Source organism: Massilia sp. Root351, from assembly GCF_001425045.1.
Taxonomy (GTDB): Bacteria; Pseudomonadota; Gammaproteobacteria; order Burkholderiales; family Burkholderiaceae_D; genus Rugamonas.
The window spans coordinates 35,535-58,727 of sequence record NZ_LMDJ01000033.1; the positions used below are offsets into that span (position 1 = coordinate 35,535).

Here is a 23,193-nt window from a genome sequence, read left to right on the forward strand (position 1 = left end):
CTTTATTCGCCGTCCACTTCCGCCTCGTACGGCTGTTCGCTCACCGTCACCAGCGGGTTTTCCGCCAGCAGGCCCTTGTCCAGCTTGAGCTTGATCTGGTGCTTGGCGTCCGTCACGTAGCGCTTTTCGCCGTCCTTGGCTTGCACTGCCAGCTGCGCCGGCTTGCGGAACTTGAAGATCACCAGTTTCATCGTCGGCGCGAACAGGCTCAGCGCCCCGGCCACCTTGTCGATTGCGGCGTTGGACTGCGGCACGCTGCCCATCACGCTGGCATAGCGCCATTGCAGCCCCTCCGGCACCACCGCCGCGATGTCGAAGCCGATGCCGGCCTTCTCGCCCTTGGCCTGGTTGGTCCAGATTTTCGCGTCTTCCGCCAGCCATTTCTCGTTCGGCACCAGCACGGTGCGCCCTTGCTCGTCCAACACCAGCGGTGTCTTGCCGTCTGCGTGCACCACCACCAGCTTCAGGCTGCCGGGCGCGATGGCCTTGTTCTGCGGCACGAAGCGGGTGTAGACCTTGAGCTTGTCGCGCTCGGCCGCCGGCAGGCTGTAGAATTTGTCCATCTTGGCCGCTTCCACGATTTTTCTATACGGCGCCCATTCGCGCTCGTCGGCGTGGGCCAGCAGGGGCAGGGTGCACAGCAAGGCGAAAGCAAGTTTTTTCATTTTGTCAGTTGTTAAAAAGAAAGCAAGAGTGTAAGCGAAGTCATGCCAGACGTCTAATGTTGACCGCAGCACTGGCTATCTACGGTAAAATCCCTGCCATGTCCTATCAAGTCCTCGCCCGCAAATACCGTCCCCGGAACTTTGAAACGCTCGTCGGCCAAGAGCACGTCGTGCGCGCGCTCACGCACGCGCTGCACAGCGGCCGCCTGCACCACGCTTATCTATTTACCGGCACGCGGGGCGTCGGCAAGACCACGCTGTCGCGCATCCTGGCCAAATCGCTCAATTGCGTTGGTCCGGACGGCAACGGCGGCATCACCGCCACGCCGTGCGGCGTGTGCGAAGCCTGTACCGCGATCGATGGCGGCCGCTTCGTGGACTATATAGAGATGGACGCGGCGTCCAACCGCGGCGTCGACGAAATGGCGCAGTTGCTGGAGCAGGCGGTGTACGCGCCGTCGAATGCGCGCTTCAAGGTCTATATGATCGACGAGGTGCACATGCTGACCAACCACGCCTTCAACTCGATGCTGAAGACGCTGGAGGAACCGCCGGAGCACGTGAAATTCATCCTGGCGACCACCGATCCGCAGAAGATACCCGTGACCGTGCTGTCGCGCTGCCTGCAGTTCAACCTGAAGCAGATGCCGCCGGGCCACATCATCAGCCACCTGGACAATATTTTGGGCCAGGAAGGCATTGCCTTCGAACAGCCGGCACTGCGTTTGCTGGCGCAGGGCGCGCACGGTTCCATGCGCGATGCGCTGTCGCTGACCGACCAGGCCATCGCTTACGCCGCCGGCGAAGTGACGCTGGACGCGGTGCAGGGCATGCTGGGCGCGCTGGACCAGTCTTACCTGATCCGCCTGCTGGACGCGCTCGCTGCGCAGGACGGGGCGGACCTGCTGGCCGTGGCCGATGAGATGGCCACGCGCAGCCTTTCGTACAACGGCGCTTTGCAGGATCTGGGCACCTTGTTGCACCGTATCGCGCTGGCGCAGACCGTGCCGTCGGCGGTGCCGTCGGACTTGCCCGAGTACGCGGACATCGTGCGCCTGGCGGCCGCGTTCGACGCGGAAGAAGTGCAACTGTATTACCAGATCGCCGTGCACGGCCGCAATGAACTGGGCCTGGCGCCGGATGAGTATGCGGGGTTCTCGATGACCCTGCTGCGCATGCTGGCCTTTCGCCCCGGCGTCGGTGGCGCCGAAGGGGTACCGTCAGCTTCGCCCGCGGTAGCGCGCGGTCCGGGCGCAGCCCGCGCCGCAGCCGCTGCGGCGGGGTTGCCTGTGGGCGGCGCGCCGGCGCGCGCCGCTTCGGTGTCGGCGGCCAGCCATTTGTCCGTACCGCCGCCATCGGTGGTGGCCGGGGCCGCCGCCATGGCGCGTGCCGACGCTGCCGCTCCGGCGCAGCGTCCTGCGGCACCGGCAGCAGTTCCTGCGCCAGGAATGCCGGCGCAACCGCATGCTGCGGCGCCAGCGCAGGCGACACCGGCCGTTGGCCAAGCGCCGGCAGCAGCATCGACATCGGCACCAGCACCGGCACCAGCACCGGCGCCAGCCGTTGCTCACGCACCAGCACCGGCGCCAGCCGTTGCACACGCACCCGCACCGGCGCCAGCAGCGGCTTTCGCGCCGCCGCCCGCTACCCAGTCACCGGCGTCCAGCACGCCACTCAGCCCGGCACGTGCCGCTATCCAGGCTGCGCTGGAGGCGGCGCGCGCCGCGTCCGGCCAGAAGCCGGTAAGCAGCCGTCCCAGCCTGACGCCGCCTGCGGCCGGGCCCGCTGTGCCGGAACCGGCGCCAGCCAGGACTGCTCCCGCACAAAGCGCCGCCCCGGCAACGCCGGCGCGCCCGCCAGCGCCTTGGGAGGATGCGCCTGCCGCACCAGCGCCAGCGGCGCAAACTGCCGCACCTCAGAATGCGGCCCCGCAGAAGACGGCGCCATGGGACGACGCCCCCGCCATGCCCGCCAGCCGCGCGCCAGCGTCCCCGCCGTGGGATGACGGCCGCCCGGCTATGGGAGGCGCAGCGGCGGATACGCCCGCGCAGCAGGCAGCACCGCAGCCGCCCATGCCGCAAAATACGCCGCAGCCGCAGCCGCAGCCGCAGCCGCGCCAGCCGCCGCCCCAGGCTGCGGCTGAAGACGACTTGCCGCCCTGGGTTACCGAGTTTTCCGACGACAGTGCCATGCCCGCAGCCGGCCAAGCCGACACGGCGCCGCAGGCGTACGGCCAGCAGCATCATGGCCAGCAAGGCCACGGCCAGCAGGCGCACGGCCAGCCCGACAACGGCCAGCAAGCCCAGCAGCAGCCGACTTTCGCGCCGCGTCCGGCCCCGGCCCCGGCCAAGGCGCCGCATGCCTACGTCATTACGCCGATTCCCGAGCTGGATTGGGACGGCAACTGGCCCGCGCTGTCGGCCCGCCTGCCGCTGCGCGGCGTGGCCCAGCAGCTCGCCACGCAGGCCGAACTGATCGCCTGCGTGCCGGACGGCACCCACAGCGCGGTATTTCATGTGCGCGTGCCGATTGAAACTTGGCGTACTCCGCCCAATGTAGAGAAACTGGCAACCGCGCTGACGGAACGCTTCGGCCGCCCGATACGCGTGGAAACGGAACTCGGTCCGACCTGGTACACCGCCAGCGCCGAGGCGCAGGCCCACCGCGAAGCGGTGCAGCGCGCCGCCGAGGAAACCGTGGCCAACGACCCGTTTATCCAGAGCATGATCCGCGAGTTCGGCGCCTTCGTGGTGCCGGGGTCCATCGTGCCGCCGCCGGCCCCGCCGGCGCATTAATTTATACTGACTGAATCTGACACGGAGAACATCACCATGATGAAAAACCAACTGGCTGGCCTCATGAAGCAGGCACAAGCAATGCAGGACAACATGAAAAAAGCCCAGGATGCACTGGGTTCGATCGAAGTCGAAGGCCAGTCCGGCGCCGGCCTGGTGAAGGTTGTGATGACCTGCAAGAACGACGTCAAGCGCGTCTCGATCGACCCGTCGCTGCTGGCCGACGACAAGGACATGCTGGAAGACCTGGTGGCCGCCGCCTTCAACGACGCCGTGCGCAAGGCCGAAGCGACGTCCGCCGAGAAAATGGCGGGCCTGACCTCCGGCATGAACCTGCCGGCCGGCTTCAAGATGCCTTTTTAAGCCGGGTCCGCAAAGCCATGTTCATTATCTCGCTCACGTATTTGAAACCGGCCGAGGAGATCGACGCGCTCCTGGCCGCGCACCGCGAGTACCTGCGCGAGCAGTATGACAACGGCATGTTCCTGATGTCGGGCCGCATGGTGCCGCGCACCGGCGGCATCATCATCGCCACGGCGGACAGCCGCGCCGACATTGAAGCGGTGATCGAGCTCGATCCCTTCAACGAAGCGGGCGCCGCCAGTTACACCATCACCGAATTCGTGCCAACCATGACGGCCGATATCCTGAGCGCCTTCAAACAGGGCTGACAAGCAAAGTTCGCCATGTCCAAGTCGCTGGAATTTTTGACGGAGGCCTTGCGCCGCCTGCCGGGCGTAGGTCCGAAATCGGCGCAGCGCATGGCCTTCCACTTGCTGCAGCACGACCGCGACGGTGCGGCCATGCTGTCGCGCGCGCTGTATCAGGCGGTGGAGGCGGTGCACCACTGCGCGCTGTGCAACACCTTTACCGAGGATGACATCTGCGGCACCTGCCGCGACGAGGACCGCGACAGGCAGATGCTGTGCGTGGTCGAAACCCCGGCCGACCAGATGATGATAGAGCAGACCCTGACCTACAAGGGCCTGTACTTCGTGCTGATGGGACGGCTGTCGCCGCTGGACGGCATCGGACCCAAGGATATACATCTGGAAAAGCTGGTCGAGCGCGCCAATGACGGCGTGGTCGGCGAGGTGGTGCTGGCCACCAATTTCACCAACGAAGGCGAAGCCACCGCGCACTACATCAGCGAACTGCTGAAGGCGCGCGGACTGAAGGTGAGCCGGCTGGCGCGCGGCGTGCCGGTCGGCGGCGAGCTCGAATATGTGGACGCGGGCACCATCGCGCGGGCCATGCTCGACAGGCGCGCTACCTAGTGGAAAACAAACCGACGCACGGCCCTTTACAAGGCATCAAAGTTCTTGAACTCGGCACGCTGATCGCCGGCCCGTTCTGCGCCCGCATGCTGGCCGAATTCGGCGCCGAGGTGATCAAGGTGGAGGCGCCCGGCGACGGCGATCCGATCCGCAAATGGCGGGTGCTGAAGGACGGCACCTCGCTGTGGTGGTCGGTGCAGTCGCGCAACAAGAAAAGCATCACCCTCAACATGAAGGATGCGCGCGGCCGCGCCATCGCGCGGCAGCTGGCGCTGGAAGCGGACATCGTCATCGAGAACTACCGCCCCGGCGTGCTGGAAAAGTGGGAACTGGGCTACGAGCAGCTGAAGGCGCTCAAGCCGTCCCTCATCATGGTGCGCCTGTCCGGTTTCGGTCAGACCGGGCCGATGAAGGACCTGCCCGGCTTTGGCGCCATCGGCGAGTCGATGGGCGGGCTGCGCTACGTGTCCGGCCACGCCGACCGGCCGCCGGTGCGGGTCGGCGTGTCCATCGGCGACTCGGTCGCTGCGCTGCACGGCGTGATCGGCGCCATGATGGCGCTGCGCCACCGCGACGCCACCGGCGGCCGCGAGGCGGGCCAGGGCCAGATGGTGGACGTGGCGCTGTACGAGTCCGTGTTCAACCTGATGGAATCGCTGGTGCCGGAATTCGACCACGCGGGCGTGGTGCGCGAGCGCACCGGCGGCGCGCTGCCCGGCATCGTGCCTTCCAACACCTACACCACCAAGGACGGCGAGAACATCGTCATCGCCGGCAACGGCGACGCCATCTTCAAGCGCCTGATGCTGGCCATGGGCCGCATCGACATGGCGGGCGATCCCCAGCTGGAGCGCAACGACGGCCGCGTGCAGCGCACGGCGGAGATCGACGGCGCCATCCAGGCCTGGTGCGACACGCTGAGCATCGACGAGGCGCTGGCCGTGCTGAAGGCGGCCGACGTGCCGGCCGGGAAGATCTACTCGGTGCGCGACATGATGAGCGATCCGCAGTTCCTGGCGCGCGGCATGTTCGAGCAGCACCATTTCGCCGACGGTACGCCGGTCAAGCTGCCGGCGATTTCGCCCAAGCTGTCGGAAACGCCGGGCCATACCAACTGGCTGGGCCCGGCGCTGGGCCAGCACAACGAGGAAGTGCTGCGCGCGCTGGGCTACAGCGACGCGGCCATCGCCGCGCTGCGCGGCGATGGCGTGCTCTAGTCGCCGGCGTGCCGCTTTCCGGCCGCGGGCTGTTCCGGCAGCCTACAGCCCATACCTGTACGGCACCACGGCGTAGTCCAGCACGGCCGGCCCGGCGCGATTGGCCGCGTGGTCCCACGCTTCCAGCGTGCTGAGCGTGGCTTCCGAGCGGGTGTGCGGGCTCATCAGCTGAAAGCCGCTCAGCGAGCGCCCGGGGCCGATGCGCCCGGCCAAGCCCTGTTCCTGCGGCAGCACCGACCAGCGCACGAAGCTCACCGCATCGGTCTCCATGGTCCAGCCCAGCGGAATGCCGGTCACGGTGATGGGCGCGGCCAGGCTGAGCGCGAAGCCGACAATGTCCAGCCCGCTGCCGGCGACTTCCTCATTGATCAGCTCGTAATTCCAGAAGTCCGTGCACACCGCGCTGGCTACGCGCGCCCGCAGCTGGGGCGGCTGGTACGGCGTGCTGGCGCCGGCCGGCGCCGGCACCTGCACATAGCGGGTGAGCGCCAGCGGAAAGCTGATATCGTCAACGATGTAGCTGCCGCGCACCGTCAGCAGGTATTGCGCGCCTGGCAGCATGCCCAGGCCCGAAAACACCGCCGTCATGCGCGCCACGCCGCTGCGCTCGATGTCGCCCAGCACCACCGGATAGCCGTGCGGCGGACCCAGCCGGCGTGCGCAGCCCAATGTGATGTCGTGACACATCAAATGACGGATGGCTGAGCCGCCGGCGTTGATGATTTCAGGGGTAACGATCAGCTTGTCGCTGACGCTTTCGATAACAGGCAGCCCCAGCACTACCTGCATTGCGCTTGGCCAAATTGCCATGATCACCTCCTGAGTATGCTGCTGTGGCAGCATATTCGGTGCCAGCCAGGCGCCACTCTTGCAAAATCAGGCACTTGCACCGGCCCTGGCTTTTAAGCCGGCCGCAGTGTCAAGGAAAGCGACGTACTAGCGGGCCGCAGGCGTTGCCGGCGCGCGCTGGACCTTGAGCATTTGCGTGATGGATTCCTGCGGGGAGGGACGCCCGAGATAAAAACCCTGCGCCATGTCGCAGCCGTACTGTTCCAGCAGCGCAAGCTGTTCGTCGGTCTCCACGCCTTCCGCCACCACGATCATCCTCAGGCCATGCGCCATGGCGATGATGGCGCGCGTGATGGCGGCGTTTTCCGGGTCCTGCGGCAGGCCGACGATGAAGCTCTTGTCGATCTTCAGCGCGCGCACGTCGAAGCGTTTCAGATAGCTCATCGATGAGTAGCCGGTGCCGAAGTCGTCGATCGACAGCAGCACGCCGATGCCGCGCAGCTGCTCCAGCATCGCCATGGTGGCGCGGGCGTCGTCCATCAAGGTGCCCTCGGTCAGCTCCAGCTCCAGCAGGCGCGGTTCCAGGCCGCTGTCGCCCAGCGCGGAGAGTACGATCTGGGTCAGGTTCTCGTCCTTGAACTGGCGCGCCGACAGGTTCACCGCCATGCGGATGGCGCGCCGGCAGGTCTGCTGCCAGGCCTTGGCCTGGGTGCAGGCGGTGCGCAGCACCCATTCGCCGATCGGTACGATCAGTCCGGTTTCCTCGGCCAGCGGGATGAAGTCGTTGGGCGGTATCACGCCGTGCTCGGGGTGGCGCCAGCGCACCAGCGCCTCGACGCCGACGATCTGCGAGCTGGGCACGTCGATCTGCGGCTGGTACAGCAGGTACAGCTCGTTGTTCTGCAGCGCCTTGCGCAAGCCCACTTCCAGCTTGACGTGGCTCATGATCTGCATGGTCAGCGAGGAACTGTAAAGTTTGGCGTTATTCTTGCCGCAGTTCTTGGCGTGGTACATCGCCGTGTCGGCATATTTGAGCAGCGATTCGCTGTCCTGGCCGTCTTCCGGGTAGAGCGAGATGCCGATGCTGGCGGTGACGAAGATCTCGTTGCCGTCCAGCTGGAACGGGCGCCGCATGGCGTCCTTCACGCGCTGCGCCACGGCCAGCGCGTCTTCCACCCGGTCCAGGTCGGGGATCAGTATCGTGAACTCGTCGCCGCCCAGCCGCGCCAGGTGATTGCCGCTCGCCATGTGGCTGACCACGTCGCTCGGGCGGATGGTGTCGCGCAGCCGCTCGGACACGGTTTGCAGCAGCAGGTCGCCCACGTTGTGGCCCAGCGTGTCGTTGATGCGCTTGAAGGAATCGAGGTCCATGAACAGCACGGCGAATTTCTTGCCGGCCTGGCGCGAGTGCGCCAGTTCGCGTTCCAGCAACTCCAGGAAGGCTTGCCGGTTCGGGATGCCGGTCAGGCTGTCGCAATAGGCCAGGCGGCGGATCTGTTCTTCGGCGCGCTTGCGTTCGCTGATGTCGCGCACCAGGCCCAGCACGTCGCCGGCGCCGGTGCTCACCAGGCGCGCCTCGAAATGGCGCAGTTGCAGGCCCAGCTGCAATTCGTAGTCGAAGGAGCGGATCTGCTGCGAGGCCAGCACGGCCTGGGCCTGCTCCAGCAAGTGGCCGGCGATATGCTGCGGCAGCACCTGGCTGACGTGGCGGCCCACGCACTGCTCCAGCGGGAAGGCGTTGCCGGCCTCGTGGCCCTGTTCGTAGTCGAGGTAGTAGCCGTCCCGGTTCAGGCGGAAGAAGGTGTCCGGGATGGCGGCCAGCACGGCGCGGTTCTGGGCGTCGGCCACGCGCAGGCGGGCGATGGCGTCGCTGGCGCGCAGCACGTACAGCACGCGGTGGCCGAGGATGGGCCAGTTGATGGGCTTGGAGACGAAGTCGGTGGCGCCCACTTCGTATGCCTGGGTCACGGCTTCCAGGTCGTCGCCGCCGGTGACCATGATGATGGGCACGGTGGCGGCCGATTCGATGGCGTGCAGCGCGCGGATTGCGCGGCACACCGCGAAGCCGTCCATGTCGGGCATGTCCACGTCCAGCAGCACCAGGTCGGGCGGCTGGCGCTGGAAGCTGGCGATGGCAGCCGGCCCGTCGGCGGCTTCCACGGCGTCCAGGCCCACCTGGGTCAGCATTTCCAGCATCAGCAGGCGCATCACTGGATCGTCGTCGGCCACCAGCACGGTGCCGCGTTTGGGGGAGGGATGGGCTGCCATGTCATGCTTCCTTCTCTAGGATGGCGCGGAGCGATTGCCGCACTGCGTCGAATTCCCGCTCCATGCCGGAGAGCAGGGGCAGGGCGCCATCGGGGAGGCCGGCGCTGGCCAGGTGTTCAAGTTCCTTGCACAGCGCCGCCAGGGCGTCGGCCCCGACGTTGGCGCTGCTCGATTTCAGGCTGTGGGCGGTGCGGCGCAGGAGCTCGGCGCTGCCCTCGGATATGTCCCCGGCGCCATCCGCGCCCGCTTGCAGCGCCACGCGCAGTGCCGCCAGGTGGCGCGGCGTGTCGGCCAGGAAGGCTTGCAGCACGCGCTGGAGCAACGCGCCGCCCTGGCCGGGGCGCAGGGCGCGGATATAGTCCAGCGCTTGCGCATTGATGGTTGCCGGCGCCGCTGCCGCGGCGGCGCCGGCCGGATCGCCAGCCAGCATAGGGGTACCGGGCTCCTCGCCGTCGCCGTCGCCGGCGTGGCTGGCGGCGTCGCGCGCCAGCGTGGCGGCCAGGGGCAGGGCGATCCAATGCGCCAGGGTGGCGCCAAGGCCTTGCTGCGTGAAGGGCTTGCTCAGGTAGTCGTCCATGCCGGCCGCCAGGCAGGTTTCGCGGTCGCCCGGCATGGCGTTGGCGGTGATGGCCACCACCGGCAGGTGCTGCGCCGCGCCGCGCTGCTGCTCGCGGCGGCGGATCTCGGCCGTGGCCGCCATGCCGTCCATCACCGGCATCTGGCAGTCCATCAGCACCAGGTCGAACTGGTTTTCACGCACCGCGTCGAGCGCTTCGGCGCCGTTGGTCGCCAGGCTGACGTCCAGGCCCAGCTCGTGCAGCATGGCCGATGCCACTTCCACGTTGACCGGGTTGTCTTCCGCCAGCAGGACCCGGTTGCGCTGCCGCGCGCGCGGCCTGCCGGCGCCGGGCGCGGGGGACAGCGGCGCGGCAGGGGGGGCGGCGGACGCGGCCGCGGCAGCAGTGCGGCGCGCGGCCTGCGCCGTGACGCCAGCCGTGGGCGCCGGCCCGGCCGACCGGCCCGCCTGGCTGGCGCTGCCGCCCGCGCTGCTGCCGCCGCGCGCAGGCGACACGACGCAGTCGTACAGGTCGCAGGCGCGGGGCGGCTTGATGAGCTGGAACGCCACGCCCGCCTCGCGCCGCTGGCGCGTGTCGGCCGCGTTGCGCTCGTCGCTCAGCAGCAGCAGGCGCACGGCGGCGATGGCCGGATCGGCCTTGATCTCGGCCGCCAGCATCAGGCCGCTGCCCAGGCGCTGGTCCATGTCCAGCAGCGCCACGTCGTACGGGTGGCCGCGCGCAGCCGCCTCGTGCAGCATGCGCAGCGCCGCCTCCGCGCCGGCGGCGCTGTCGCAGTGCAGCTGCCAGCGCGCCAGCTGGCGTTCCAGCAGCATCCGGCGCTCGCTGTGATGATCGACGATCAAGGCCCGCATCCCCAAAGTCAAGTTGTGCTCGAACGACGCATCGTCTGCCTCGACGCGGCGCTTGTCGAACTGTACGGCGAACCAAAAGATCGAGCCTTGCGTTAGAGCATGGTCAACGCCGATAGTGCCGCCCATCAGTTCCACCAGTTGTTTGGAGATCGCCAGTCCCAGGCCGGTACCGCCGTGCTTGCGGGTGGTCGATCCGTCCGCTTGCGAGAAGGAATCGAAAATGCGGGCGCGCGCTTCGCGCGCGACGCCGATGCCGCTGTCGTGCACCTCGAAGCGCAGGCCGACCGCTTGCGCATCCTCGCTGGCAACGTGCACCTTGACCGTGATCTTGCCGGTCTCGGTGAACTTGATGGCGTTGCCCAGCAAGTTGAACAGCACCTGGCGCAGCCGGTTCGGATCGCCGCAAATGGCCACCGGGATGTCGTTGGCGATGATGAACTCCAGCAGGATGCGCTTGGCCTGCGCCTGCGGCGAAAACACATTGTCGATGTCGTCCAGCAGCTCGCGGAAATTGAAGTGGATGTACTCCACCGTCAGCTTGCCGGCCTCGATCTTGGAGAAATCCAGAATGTCGTTGATGATGAACAATAAGTGCTCGCCGGATCGCTTGACCATGCTGGTGTAGTGGCGCTGCTGTGCCGTGAGCGGCGAGGCCAGCAATAGCTCCGTCATGCCCAGCACGCCATTCATCGGCGTGCGGATTTCGTGGCTCATGGTGGCCAGGAAATTGCTCTTGGCCCGGCTGGCCGCCTCGGCCGCATTCTTGGCTTTTTCCAGCTGCTCGGTGCGCACCCCCACCTGGCGTTCCAGCTGGTCGCGGTACTGCGCCAGCTTGGCGTCGCGGCTGGCGACCTGCACCAGCATGTCGTTGAAGCTGTCGATCAGGGCGCCCAGCTCGTCGCTGCGCGCGTGCAGCACCGGCGCGCCAGGCTGGCCGTCGGCCGTCTGGCGCGCGGCGGCGATCAGGTTGGCGATCGGCTCGGCAATGTTGTCGCGGAAGCGGCGCGCCAGCAACAGCGCCACGCAGGACGACAGCAGTGCCGCGGCCGCGCCCGCCGCCAGGTTTTGCAGCACATCGCGCCACATGCGCGGCAGCCCGGCCTCCACCATCACGGCGCCCACCTGGTCGTGCTGGAAATGCACGCCGCGGAACTGGCGCAGGCCCGGCGCCCACAGCGGGCCGCTCAGTTCATACGCGCCGGCCTTGCCCAGTGCGGCCAGCGTGCCCGGCGCCAGGTCTGGCGGCGGCAGCCGCTCATGGCGCGGACTGATGCGCGACAGCAGCCTGCCGTCGCGGTCGAACAGCGCCACCTGGCGGATGTCGTCGCGGCCCTCGAAGCTGGCTTGGGCCAGCGCCTGCTCGCCTTGCGCTGGATCAACATACAGCAGCGCGATGTCGCTGCCGGCGGCCAGGCTGCCGGCCAGTGCGTACAGCTGGCGCCGTTCCTGCTCGAGCTGGCTCATGACGTGGGTGGTGGCGAACACGGCGAACGCCAGCAAGAGCGCGCCGCCGGTCGACAGCGCGCTGATCAAGGTGAGTTTCCGGCTCAGGCCGGAGCGTTCGAAGCTGAACATATGCCGGTCCTGGCAATTTCCGTTAGGAAAAATATAACTGCCAGGAAATCCGACACCTTGATTTATATCTAATGTTGAGCGCTTTGCCCCGGGCTTAGCCCACCTTCGGCCCCCTTTTCAGCGCTGTCAGCGGTAATCCTCGGCCGCCAGGCCGTATTTCTGCATCTTGTGGTACATGGTCTGCTTCGGCAGGCCCAGCGCGGCGCAGGCTTCGGCCACGCTGCCGCCGGCCGCGCGCAGCGCCTGCTCGATCAGCATGCGTTCGAATGCGCTGACCTGGTCGGCCAGCGGCGCCGGCGGCGCGGCCTCGGCGCGGGCGGACAAGCCCAGCACGAAGCGGTCGGCCGCGTTGCGCAATTCGCGCACGTTGCCGGGCCAGTCCTGCGCCATCAGCTGCTGCATCTGTGCGGCGGGCACCACCGGGCAGGCACGCTTGTAGCGCGCCGCCGCGTCCTGCATGAAATGCTCGAACAGCAGCGGGATGTCTTCGCGGCGCTCGCGCAGCGGCGGAATGTGCAGCACGATCAGGTTCAGCCGGTAGTACAGGTCGGGACGGAACTTGCCCTGGTCCGAATAGTCCTTCAGGTCTTCCTTCGAGGCCGCGATCACGCGCACGTCGAGCGGCACCGGGGTATTCGAGCCCAGGCGCTGGATGCAGCGTTCCTGCAGCACGCGCAGCAGCTTGACCTGCATGGCCAGCGGCAGGCTCTCGATCTCGTCCAGGAACAGCGTGCCGCGCGAGGCGTGCTCGATTTTGCCGATCTGGCGCTTGGCCGCGCCGGTGAACGCGCCCGCCTCGTGGCCGAACAGCTCGCTCTCGAAGATGGTTTCCGGGATGGCGCCGCAATTGACCGGCACGTACTGGTGCTTGCCGCGCTCGCTGAACTGGTGCAGGCAGCGCGCCACCAGTTCCTTGCCGGTGCCGGTTTCGCCGTAGATCAGCACATCGGCCGGCTGGCCGGCCACGTCCAGGATCACCTGCCGCAACGCCTGCATGGCAGGGGCATTGCCCAGCAGATAAGCGTCGATGCCGGCGCTGTGCGCCAGGCGCTGGCGCAGCGTGCGTACTTCCAGCTGCAGGCGGCGCTTGTCGGCTGCGCGCCGCACCACCTCGGCCAACTGCTCGGAGGAGTAGGGCTTTTCAATGAAGTCGTAGGCGCCGTCGTGCATGGCCTGCACCGCCATCGCGATGTCGCCGTGGCCGGTGACCAGGATCACCGGCAGGTCGGCGTCGATGGCGCGCGCTGCGGCCAGCAGTTCCAGCCCGCTCATGCCGGGCAAGCGCACGTCGCTCACCAGCACCGCCGCACAGTGCGGCTGCAGCAGCTTGGCCACCGGCTCGGCGCTGTCGTAGCTGTGCACGAGGAAGCCGGCCAGGTCCAGCGCCTGCGCGCTGCCGGCGCGCACGGTGGGGTCGTCCTCCACCAGGAGGACCTGGATGTCGTTGATCGGCGTGTCGCCCTGCGGCATGGTATCCATCATGTCTCCTGTGCCGCTTTGAGTTCGATGACGAAGCAGGCGCCGGCACTGGCCTGTTCCGCCCGTAAGCTGCCGCCGAAGTCGCGGATGATTTGTTCTGAAATGGCCAGGCCCAGGCCGAGCCCCTCGCCTTGCGGCTTGGAGGTGTAAAACGGTTCGAACAGGCGCTGGCGCGCTTCTTCGCTCAGGCCGGGGCCGCTGTCCGCGACCCGGATGAACACCCGCTCCGGCGTGCTGTTCACATCCAGCCGCAGCTGGCGCACCGGGCAGCCTGCCATCGAGTCGAGCGCATTGGTCATCAGGTTCAGCAGCACCTGCTCGAGCCGGTTGCTGTCGCACAGCGCGTAAATGTCGGCCTGGTCAATGTTCAGCTGGAAGCCGACCTTGTCCAGCTGCAGGCGGCGCTCCACCAGCACCATGGCGTTGGAAATCGAGGTGTGGATGGACACCGCCGCCAGCTCGGCGTTGGACTTGCGGGCGAAGCTCTTCAGCTTGCCGGTGATGGTGCCCATCCGCGCCACCACCTGGGAAATGGTTTTCAGGTTGTTGCGCACGTCCTCCATGCGGCCGCGCTCGAACAGCAGCACCGCGTTGTCGGACATGGTGCGCAGCGCCGTCAGCGGCTGGTTCAGCTCGTGCGTGATGCTGGCCGACATCTGCCCCAGCACCGCCATCTTGCCGGCCTGGAACAGCTCGTTTTGCGTGATGTGCAGCTGCTGTTCGGCCTGGCGCCGCACGTCCACTTCCTTGCTCAAGTCCTGCGTCATGCGGGCCAGGCTGGCGGTGCGCTCGTCCACCATGCGCTCCAGGTTGCCGTACGCGTGCTGCATGTCTTCCTTGGACTGCACGCGCTGGCGCCAGTACAGGAACAGCAGCACCAGGAAGCCGTAGGCCAGCAGCGCGAACAGGAAGGCCACGCGGGCGTTGCCGCGCGCCGCGCTCAGGTCGGACAGGTAGACGAAGGTCCAGTCGCGCGGCGCCAGCGAGCGGGTTTGCGCCAGCATGCGCGGCGGGGCGTTGGCCAGGCCGTTGTTGCTGTCGCGGATGGCCAGCAGGCGGGTGCCGTTCGACAGCGGCTCGTCGTGCGCCAGCGTGAGCGCGGGCAGCGCCTGCTCATGGTACTGGCGCGTCTGCTCCAGCTCGGCGCGCACGCTGGCCGGCAGCGGCCGCAGGGTCTTGAATTTCCAGGCCGAGGCCGAACTGAGGAAGAGCACGCCGTTCGGGTCCACCAGCGCCACCTTGTCGGCGCCCTGTGCCCAGCTCAGCTGCTGGCTTTCGATGCTGACCTTGATGGCGGCCACGCCCAGCATGCGGCCGTCCTTGTAGATGCCGTGCGCGTAGAAGTAGCCCGGCTCCAGGCTGGTGGTGCCCACGCCGTAGAAGCCGCCGGGCTGGCCGCGCAGCGCGTTGCGGATATAGGGCCGGAAGTTGACGTCGTCGCCGACAAAGCTGTCCTTGCTGCGCCAATTGCTGGCCGCCTGCGTGCGGCCCTGCAGGTTGACGATGTAGATATTGCTGGAGCCGGCCTTGTGGTTCAGGCCTTCCAGGTATTCGTTGACGCTGTTGCGCAAGTCCTCGTCGCCGGGCTTTTCCAGCAGGGCCACCACGTCCTTTTCCAGCTCCAGCATGCGCGGCACCAGGTCGTACTTGTCGAGCAGGTTTTCCAGGCTGGTGGCGTACACCTCCAGCCGCTGCGCACCGGCTGCGCGCAGGCGGTCGGTGGTGACCAGGTTTACCCACCAGTAGGCCAGGTAGGGCAGGGCCAGGCCGGCCAGCAGCACCAGGCCCCACACCGTGCGGACGTGATGGGGCCGGCGCATGTGCGCCTGGGCGGCAACGGTAGGGTCGGACTGGGCTAGCATCAGGCGCCACTATAGCAAACCTGCGCGCCCGCACCGGCGCGCGCGGTTCGCCCGGCCTTACAGCAGGTGGCGCAGGCCGATATTGATGGCGCTGTGGCCCTTGCCGTCATCGCTGGCGTTGCCCACCGTGAAGGCGGCGCCGTTGGTGTTGCGGATGCGGGCGTAGGCGGTGTACACGTCGGTGCGCTTGGACAGCGCGTACAGATAGGCCACGCCGTACTGGCGCGCGTCCTTGTCGGCGGCGCTGCGGTCGGCGTGCTGCACCACCGAGCCGGCGAAGCTGTGCGGGCCGAAGGTGGCGCACAGGCCCAGCAGCAGGTCGCGGCTGGCCGCGCCGGGCGCGCCCACCGGGCCCGCCGCCGACGTGCCCGAGCCGGCCAGCGTGGTCACGCCGGTGCCGGTGACGACCGTGCCCAGCACGCTGCCGCCCACCGTGCCCATGCCGCGGTTGGCGGCATAGGCGGCGTGCAGCTGGTAGGCGCCCAGCGTGTAGCGGGCAGCCAGCATGCTGTTGCGCGAGTGGGTGCTGGCCAGCGCGTCTTCGCGGCGGTGGTGCGCCAGCGACACGGCCAGCGGGCCGGCGCTGTAGCTGACGGCGCCGCTCAGCGTGCGCTTGCGGGTGCTGTTGCCGGCCACTTCGCCGGCGCCGTAGGCGAGGTTGGCGGACCAGCCGGCCAGCGCCGGCGTGGCGTACACCACCGCGTTGTCCATGCGTGCATTGGGCACCATCAGGTTGGCGGCCTGGCCGGCCAGGCCGTCGCCGAACGGGTCGGCCACGTCGCGCAGCACCTTGTAGTAGGGCGAATACTGGCGGCCGGCGCTGATGGTGCCGAGCGTGGTGCTGCCCAGCGACACATAGGACTGGCGGCCGAAAGTCAGCCCGCCCTGGCCGGACGCGCCGGTGTCGATGCTGACGCCGCTTTCCAGCACGAAGCCGGCCGACAGCCCGTTGCCCAGGTCTTCGGTGCCCTTGAAGCCGAGGCGCGAGCCGGAAGCCAGGCCGCTGCCGACCTTGGTGGTGGCGCCGTCGCCGCCGCGCTCGATCACCAGGCCGGCATCGGCCACGCCGTACACCTTGATGGCCGATTGCGCTTGCGCGGTGCAGCAGGCCAGGGCCAGCAGGGAAGTGGTAACGCTGTATTTCATAAGGTCTCCTTTGATTGCGATGGTTTTAGTTATGCGGCGCGCACGTAGGCGTGCTCGTCCGTTTTGTCTTTTTCTTCGTCGCCCAGCGCGCCTTCCCACTTCGCCACCACGGCGGTGGCGACGGCGTTGCCGACGGCGTTGGTGGCCGAGCGGCCCATGTCGAGGAACTGGTCCACGCCCATCAGCAGCAGCAGGCCGGCTTCCGGAATGTTGAACTGGGTCAAGGTGGCGGCGATGACCACCAGCGAGGCGCGCGGCACGCCGGCCATGCCCTTGGAGGTCAGCATCAACAGCAGCAGCATGGTGATCTGGGTGCCGACCGACAGGTCGATGCCGTAAGCTTGCGCGATGAACAGCACGGCGAAGGTGCAGTACATCATCGAGCCGTCCAGGTTGAAGGAATAGCCCATCGGCAGCACGAAGCTGGAGATGCGGCGCTGCACGCCGAACTTGTCCAGCGCCACCAGCAGTTTCGGGTAGGCCGCTTCGGAACTGGCGGTGGAGAAAGCCAGCAGGAAAGGTTCGCGGATCAGGCCGACCAGGCGGAACACGCGCGGACCGAGCACGGCGAAACCGGCGCCGATCAGCAGCGCCCACAGGCAGAACAGGCCCAGGTAGAAACCGCCCATGAACTTGGCGAACGTGGCCAGGATGCCCAGGCCGTTGGTGGTGACCACCGACGCCATGGCGGCGAACACGGCCAGCGGGGCCAGGTTCATGATGGCGCCGGTAATGCGCAGCATCACTTGCGCCAGCTCGTCGATCACGGCCAGCAGGCGCTTGCCGGAATCGCCCAGCGCGCCCAGTGCGGAACCGAAGAAGATGGAGAACACCAGCACTTGCAGGATCTCGTTGTTGGCCATGGCCTCGATCGGCGACTTCGGCACCACGTGGCTGATGAAGTCCTTCAGCGTGAAGGCCGAGGTCTTCAGGCCGGTGCTGGCGTCGATGGCGGGCAGCGGCAGGCCGAGGTTGGTGCCCAGCTGCATCAGGTTCGACAGGATCATGCCCAGTGCGAGCGAGCACAGCGAGGCGACGATGAACCAGGCGAAAGCCTTGGCGCCGATGCGGCCGGCGGCCTTGCCGTCGCTCAGGTTGGCGATGCCGACGGTGAGGGTGGAGAACACCAGCAGTGCGATGATCATCTTGATCAGGCGCAGGAAGATGTCGGTCACCAGGGAGATGTGGGCGGAAATGTCGGCGGTGAGCTTCTTGTCAGGGAACACCGTGTGACAGGCATAGCCGACGGCGATGCCGAGCAGCATCGCAATCAGGATGTAGAGGGTGAGGGGGCGCTTCTTTTGCATACCGGTCTCCGTTTGTAGTCAGGTCCCCGCGCGGAAGGCGGAGTCCTGCCTCTTTAGCAAGCGGTGTGCCTGCCGTTTTCATGGACGGAATTGCCGGTAAGTGATTGATTTATAAGGTGGTGGGTAGCGTAATAATGCCGCTACGCAAGCTTCTCGTCCCGATGTTTGGACGGCTTGGGCGGCTTGCGTCTGAATTGTTGGATGGGCCGGCGCCGCCGCCGTTGGCGGCCACGCCGGCTCTGCTGGCTGGTCCGGCTGGGCGTCAGGCCAGAATCAGCTTCAATGCACTGACCAGCGCCGCGCATTCCGCGTCAGTGCCGATGGTGATGCGCAGGAACTGGTCGATGCGCGCCTGCTTGAAGTGGCGTACCAGGATGGCGCGCTCACGCAAGGCGGCGGCCAGCATGGCGGCGTCGCGCTGCGGATGGCGGGCGAAAATGAAGTTGGCGTGCGAGGGCAGCACTTCAAAGCCCAGCGCCTGCATCTGCGTCGTCAGCCAGCTGCGGCTGGCAACGATGGCGCGCGAGGTCCGCTCCGTATGGGCCTGGTCGTCGAGCGCTGCCACGGCGCCGGCTTGCTGCACCTGGCCCAGCGGGTAGCAATTGAAGCTGTTCTTCACGCGTTCCATACCCGCGATCAAATCGGGATGGCCTGCTGCAAAGCCGACCCGCAGGCCCGCCAGCGAGCGCGACTTCGACAGGGTCTGGATGACAAGCAAATGAGGGTAGCGGTCCAGCAGCGTCACGGCGCTTTGCGCACCGAAGTCCACGTAGGCTTCGTCTATCACCACCACCTGGTCCCGATGCGCAGCGGCCAGTGCTTCAATTTTCTCCAGCGGCAGCGCAATGCCGGTCGGTGCGTTCGGATTGGCGATGATGATCGCGCCGCATGGCTGGGCGTAATCGTCGATATCGATTTCGAAGCGCTGGTTCAGCGGCACCCGTACCTGCTCGATGCCGTACAGGCTGCAATAGGTCGGATAGAAGCTGTAGCTGATGTCGGGGCTGAGCAGCGGCTTGTCGTGTTTGAGCAGCGCCTGGAAGGTGTGTGCCAGCACTTCGTCCGAGCTATTGCCGACAAACACCTGTTCTCGCTTCAACCCGAAGCGCCGGGCCACGGCATCTTTCACCGCGGCGTTCGACGGGTCCGAATACTTGCGCAGGCCATCGCCGGCAGCGGCCTGCATCGCGGCCACCGCCTGCGGCGACGGGCCATATGGATTTTCGTTGGTGTTCAGCTTGATCAAGCCTGGCATTTGCACCTGTTCGCCCGGCGTATAGGGTATCAGGCGGTGGACGACATCACTCCAGAAACGGCTCATTACTTCTCCTTTGATACACGATCTATACTATAGCCGATCTTGACGGACCGCCATTCGGCCGGCTGTCATGCGGAGCATAAAATGGGACAAAACAGAGTGACGCGCTGGTTGCTGTGCATGCTGCTGCCCGCCATGGCGGCGGCGCAGGGGACTGTGCAGCCGGGCGATGCGGCGGCGGGGAAGGTGGCGTTCAAGCGCTGCGCGTCGTGCCACCAGGTGGGGCCTGCCGCGCGCGGGGCCTTCGGGCCGCAGCTGAACGGGATCGTGGGGCGCAAGGCGGGAGCGACGGCGGACTACCGCTATTCGCCGGCCATGAAGCAGTCCGGCATTGTGTGGACCGAGCAGAAGCTGGCGGCGTTCCTGAAGTCGCCCAGCGAAGTGGTCCCCGATAACCAGATGCGTTTCTGGGGTATCGGGGACGAGCGGCAGATCGCCAACCTGGTGGCCTACCTGCGCACGCAGCGCTAGCGGCGGCTATTTTCCGGCGTAGGTGACGCGGAAGATGCGGCCGCCATGGTCGTCGGACACCAGCATGGAGCCGTCGGCCAGCACCGCGATGTCGACCGGACGGCCCACGACTTCGTCGCCGTCGCGCAGGAAGCCGTCGATGAAGGTGGTGGTGCTCACCACTTTGCTGTTGTACAGCGTCACCAGGCTGACCTTGTAGCCGATCTTGTTGTCGCGGTTCCACGAACCGTGTTCGGCGATGAACAGGTTGTTGCGGTACTGCTGCGGGAACTGGGTACCGGTGTAGAAGCCCAGGCCCAGCGGCGCCACGTGCGGGCCCAGCTTGGCGACCGGGGCCACGAATTGCTCGCAAGCCTGCGTCTTGCCGAATTCGGGATCGGGCAGCACGCCGCCGTGGCAGTAAGGGAAGCCGAAATGCAGGCCGGCCTTGGGCGCCACGTTCAACTCGCACGACGGCGCGTTGTCGCCCATCATGTCCGGGCCGTTATCGGTAAACCACATTTCCCTGGTCTGCGGGTGCCAGGTGAAGCCGACGGTGTTGCGGATGCCGCGCGCGTACTCCTCGAAGTTGCTGCCGTCCGCGTTCATGCGCCAGATCTTGGAGTAGGGCTGGTCTTCCTTGTTGCAGGTGTTGCAGGGCGCGCCGATCGGCACGTAGATCTTGCCGTCCGGTCCGGTCTTGATGAACTTCTCGCCATGCCAGGTTTCTTTCGGCAGGTCCGCTTTCACCACTTTGTAGGCGGGCTGGGCGGCGTAGCTGGCGTCGATATTGTCGAAGCGGATGATGCGCGATATTTCGGCCACGTACAGCGCGCCGTTCAGCAGCGTGACGCCAATCGGGTTCTGCAGGCCTGCGGCGACGGTGACCACTTTCTCGGCCACGCCGTCCTTGTCGGCATCCACCAGCGCGTACACCTTGCCGGCCTTGCGCGAGCCGACATAGACTATGCCGCTGTCGGACACGGCCATCGAGCGCGCCGTTTCCACCTTGTCGGCGTACACGGCGATGCGGAAGCCTTTCGGCAGCTTCAGGCCGCCCAGGATGGCGGCGGTCTTGTCGGCGGGGGCGGCCTTGGGCGCCGCCGTGGCTGTGCTGGCCGCGCTGGCGGCGGACGCAGTCGGCGCGGCCGCTTTGCCGCCGGTGCGGGCGCCTTGCGCCACGTAGTCCGCCAGTTGCGCGATCTGCGCCGCGCTCAGGGTGGGCGACCATGGCGGCATGCCTTTGTCGGCCACGCCCTTGCTGATCACGGTGATCAGGTTGGCCTTGGTCGGCGCGCCGTGCAGCCACACCTGGTCGATCAGGCTGGGACCGGTGGCCCCCTGCAGCTGCACGCCGTGGCAGGCCGCGCAATGCGCCTGGTACAGCTTTTCGCCGGCGTTGACGGCGGCGTGGGCGGCCAGCGGCGCCAGCGCGGACAGGCACAGCAAGCCGGCCAGGCGCAGTGTTAAGAACTTGTTCATGGCAAGTAGAAATGTTGTTGTAGGGACCCGCGCATCTTACCGCCATCCAGCCCCTCCGCAGCGAACTTTTTTCGTGCTGCGCCGTCACAGCGCGGAAGGGGACTGCCATGGCCAGCCGGGATGCTAGGCCACCAGTATTTGGCGGAAGACATCCACCAGCGGACGCAGCGTCACGCGGTGCCAGGCCACCCACAGCGGCGTGCGGTACTCGAACCACGGCACCTCGCGCAGCACCACGCCGGGCGGCGCCTGGTGGCGCAAGCTTTGCTGGATCATGGCGATGCCCAAGCCAGCCGCCACCAGGCCCAGCGCCGTGGCCGGTTCAGGCGCCTGCATGCGCACGTCGGGCGTGAAGCCCGCCTTGGCGCACGTGATGGCCAACTGGTCCTGCTCCAGCGCGCCATCCTTGTGCTGGATGGCGATCCATTCCTGGCTGCGCAGGTCGGCCACCTGCAGCGCCTGCCGCAGCGCGTCGGGCCGCGCCAGCGGATGGCTGGCTGGCAGGGCCAGCAGCATGGAGTCGCTGAGCACTTGCACGCGGTCCAGCTCGGCATCGTCGGCCTGCGGTGGCGCGCATACCAGCGCCACGTCCAGGCTGCGCTGGCGCAGGCCTTCCAGCTGGTCGGACGATTGCTGGCTGTACAGCGCCACATGCACCGACGGCCGCGTGCTGCGGATTTCGCGCAGGGCGGCCGGCAGCACGCCCGAGTGCATGGCATGCTCGACGTAACCTATGCAGAGCCCGCCCTCGTCGCCCCGGCCCAGCCTGCGGCCCAGCGATTCCAGCCGCTGCCCATGGGTGAGGAAGGCGCGCGTTTCAGCCAGGAAGGTCCTGCCATCGGCCGTTAGGCGGATGCGCTGCTGGCTGCGTTCGAATAGGATTAGTCCCAGCCGCTCTTCCAGCTGGGCGATTTGCCGGCTGAGCGGGGACTGGGAAATGTGCAGCCGCTCCGCAGCCCGCCCCACGTGCTCCTCTTCAGCCACGGCGACGAAATAGTTCAGTTGGCGGATGTCCAGCATATTAGACCCGTAGAGACTTAAGTTGTGCAAATTATGTCTTGGACTGCATTAACCTGGCAAGCTAAGATTTCCTCACCAACTACTCGAAAGGAAATGCAATGAGTCTTAAAGATAAGCTGCCGGGCCAACTCGGTTTCGGCACCGCGCCATTGGGCAATATGTTCCGCAACATTCCGGAAGCGGAGGCGCTGGCCACCGTGGACGCGGCCTGGGAGCACGGCGTGCGTTTCTTCGACGCGGCGCCGCTGTACGGCGCAGGCCTGGCGGAGATCCGCCTGGGCGAGGCGCTGGGCAAGCGCCCGCGCGAGGAATATGTGCTGAGCACCAAGGTGGGACGCGTGATCCTGGACGAGCTGGAGGACCCGGCCCAGCGCAGTTTCGGCGAGAAGGGCGGACTGTTCGAACATGGCTTGCGCAACAAGATCGTCAACGATTATTCGGCCGACGCCACGCTGCGCTCCATCGAAGGCAGCTTGCAGCGCCTGAAGACCGACCGCCTCGACATCGTCTGGGTACATGACGTGGCGCAGGACTTCTTCGGCGATGAATGGCTGATGCATTTCGAAAGCGCCCGCACCGGCGCCTTCCGCGCGCTGTCGCGACTGAAGGACGAGGGTGTCATCAAGGGCTGGGGGCTGGGCGTGAACCGCGTCGAGCCGATCGAGTTGACGCTGGCGCTGGATGAACCGAAGCCGGACGGCTTCCTGCTGGCTGGCCGCTACACCTTGCTGGACCACGCCAGCGCCTTGCAGCGTGTGATGCCGATGGCGCTGCAGCACGGCGCCGGGATCGTGGTGGGCGGTCCGTACAGCTCCGGCGTGCTGGCCGGAGGGCAGACCTTCGAGTATCAGCAGGCGTCGCCAGACATCCTGGCCAGGGTGGCGCGCCTGAAGGCGCTGGCGCAGCGCTTCGGCGTCAGCATCAAGGCGGCGGCGCTGCAGTTCTCGCTGGCCAATCCGGCGGTGGCGGCCGTTATTCCCGGCGCCAGCCGTCCGGAGCGCATCGCGGAAGATGCGGCGGCGCTGGCCGAGAAGATCCCCGCCGAGTTCTGGCACGCGCTGCGCGCCGAACAGCTGGTGGCGCCCGATGCACCGCTGCCGTTCGGAGCCTAGCG

18 protein-coding genes are annotated in these 23,193 nt (G+C 67.1%); 7 read left to right on the plus strand and 11 right to left on the minus strand.

Annotated elements, in window-relative coordinates:
* Window positions 1-2: 2 nt before the first annotated feature.
* A complete protein-coding gene (locus ASD15_RS25145; RefSeq protein ID WP_057157792.1) occupies window positions 3-665 on the minus strand; it encodes a hypothetical protein in 663 nt (220 codons plus the stop codon).
* A gap of 98 nt (window positions 666-763) precedes the next feature.
* Here ASD15_RS25145 and dnaX point away from each other — a divergent pair, with 98 nt between their 5' ends.
* From dnaX to ASD15_RS25170, 5 genes are read left to right on the plus strand one after another with little or no spacing between them, the layout of a single operon-like run.
* Window positions 764-3,460: a DNA polymerase III subunit gamma/tau gene (gene dnaX, locus ASD15_RS25150; protein ID WP_057158059.1), complete on the plus strand. Its 2,697-nt coding sequence runs from the start codon at window positions 764-766 to the stop codon at window positions 3,458-3,460.
* A 36-nt stretch (window positions 3,461-3,496) separates the two neighbouring features.
* Window positions 3,497-3,823, plus strand: coding sequence for a YbaB/EbfC family nucleoid-associated protein (locus tag ASD15_RS25155; protein ID WP_057157793.1), 327 nt, complete (start codon window positions 3,497-3,499; stop codon window positions 3,821-3,823).
* A 17-nt stretch (window positions 3,824-3,840) separates the two neighbouring features.
* Window positions 3,841-4,131 (plus strand): YciI family protein, encoded by a 291-nt coding sequence (locus ASD15_RS25160; protein ID WP_056397381.1) that lies wholly within the window; start codon window positions 3,841-3,843, stop codon window positions 4,129-4,131.
* 15 nt (window positions 4,132-4,146) lie between these two features.
* On the plus strand, window positions 4,147-4,737 hold the full coding sequence (gene recR / locus ASD15_RS25165) for a recombination mediator RecR (RefSeq protein ID WP_057157794.1): 591 nt from the start codon (window positions 4,147-4,149) through the stop codon (window positions 4,735-4,737).
* The gene (locus tag ASD15_RS25170; protein ID WP_057157795.1) at window positions 4,737-5,954 is read left to right on the plus strand and encodes a CaiB/BaiF CoA-transferase family protein; all 1,218 of its coding nucleotides are present in this window, start codon (window positions 4,737-4,739) and stop codon (window positions 5,952-5,954) included. The genes recR and ASD15_RS25170 overlap by 1 nt, the downstream gene beginning before the upstream one ends.
* Before the next feature lie 42 nt (window positions 5,955-5,996).
* Here the strand turns inward: ASD15_RS25170 and ASD15_RS25175 are convergent, their stop codons facing one another.
* The 8 genes from ASD15_RS25175 to hisC all read right to left on the minus strand — a co-directional run bounded on the left by ASD15_RS25175 (window position 5,997) and on the right by hisC (window position 19,130).
* A complete protein-coding gene (locus ASD15_RS25175; RefSeq protein ID WP_157201149.1) occupies window positions 5,997-6,764 on the minus strand; it encodes a hypothetical protein in 768 nt (255 codons plus the stop codon).
* Window positions 6,765-6,890: 126 nt separating this feature from the next.
* Window positions 6,891-9,011, minus strand: a complete 2,121-nt coding sequence (locus ASD15_RS25180; RefSeq protein ID WP_057157797.1) for a bifunctional diguanylate cyclase/phosphodiesterase — start codon at window positions 9,009-9,011, stop codon at window positions 6,891-6,893.
* A 1-nt stretch (window position 9,012) separates the two neighbouring features.
* Window positions 9,013-12,015, minus strand: coding sequence for a response regulator (locus tag ASD15_RS25185; RefSeq protein WP_057157798.1), 3,003 nt, complete (start codon window positions 12,013-12,015; stop codon window positions 9,013-9,015).
* Between the two features lie 126 nt (window positions 12,016-12,141).
* On the minus strand, window positions 12,142-13,497 hold the full coding sequence (locus tag ASD15_RS25190; RefSeq protein WP_307188306.1) for a sigma-54 dependent transcriptional regulator: 1,356 nt from the start codon (window positions 13,495-13,497) through the stop codon (window positions 12,142-12,144).
* Window positions 13,494-15,356 (minus strand): ATP-binding protein, encoded by a 1,863-nt coding sequence (locus ASD15_RS25195; protein WP_057157799.1) that lies wholly within the window; start codon window positions 15,354-15,356, stop codon window positions 13,494-13,496. Before ASD15_RS25195 ends, ASD15_RS25190 begins: the two co-directional genes overlap by 4 nt.
* Before the next feature lie 57 nt (window positions 15,357-15,413).
* On the minus strand, window positions 15,414-16,502 hold the full coding sequence (locus ASD15_RS25200) for a porin (protein ID WP_057157800.1): 1,089 nt from the start codon (window positions 16,500-16,502) through the stop codon (window positions 15,414-15,416).
* A 29-nt stretch (window positions 16,503-16,531) separates the two neighbouring features.
* Window positions 16,532-17,809: a dicarboxylate/amino acid:cation symporter gene (locus ASD15_RS25205; RefSeq protein ID WP_057157801.1), complete on the minus strand. Its 1,278-nt coding sequence runs from the start codon at window positions 17,807-17,809 to the stop codon at window positions 16,532-16,534.
* 262 nt (window positions 17,810-18,071) lie between these two features.
* Entirely contained in the window at window positions 18,072-19,130 is a 1,059-nt protein-coding gene (hisC, locus tag ASD15_RS25210; protein WP_057157802.1) for a histidinol-phosphate transaminase, read from the minus strand.
* A gap of 117 nt (window positions 19,131-19,247) precedes the next feature.
* On the opposite strand from hisC, the gene ASD15_RS25215 reads away from it, so the two are divergent.
* On the plus strand, window positions 19,248-19,598 hold the full coding sequence (locus ASD15_RS25215; RefSeq protein WP_373888202.1) for a cytochrome c family protein: 351 nt from the start codon (window positions 19,248-19,250) through the stop codon (window positions 19,596-19,598).
* 6 nt (window positions 19,599-19,604) lie between these two features.
* Here the strand turns inward: ASD15_RS25215 and ASD15_RS25220 are convergent, their stop codons facing one another.
* A complete protein-coding gene (locus ASD15_RS25220) occupies window positions 19,605-21,059 on the minus strand; it encodes a c-type cytochrome (RefSeq protein ID WP_057157803.1) in 1,455 nt (484 codons plus the stop codon).
* A 123-nt stretch (window positions 21,060-21,182) separates the two neighbouring features.
* Window positions 21,183-22,079 carry a LysR substrate-binding domain-containing protein gene (locus ASD15_RS25225; RefSeq protein ID WP_057157804.1) on the minus strand — a complete coding sequence of 299 codons (897 nt, stop codon included), beginning with the start codon at window positions 22,077-22,079 and terminating at the stop codon, window positions 21,183-21,185.
* 98 nt (window positions 22,080-22,177) lie between these two features.
* Here ASD15_RS25225 and ASD15_RS25230 point away from each other — a divergent pair, with 98 nt between their 5' ends.
* Window positions 22,178-23,191: an aldo/keto reductase gene (locus ASD15_RS25230; RefSeq protein WP_057157805.1), complete on the plus strand. Its 1,014-nt coding sequence runs from the start codon at window positions 22,178-22,180 to the stop codon at window positions 23,189-23,191.
* Window positions 23,192-23,193: the final 2 nt, after the last annotated feature.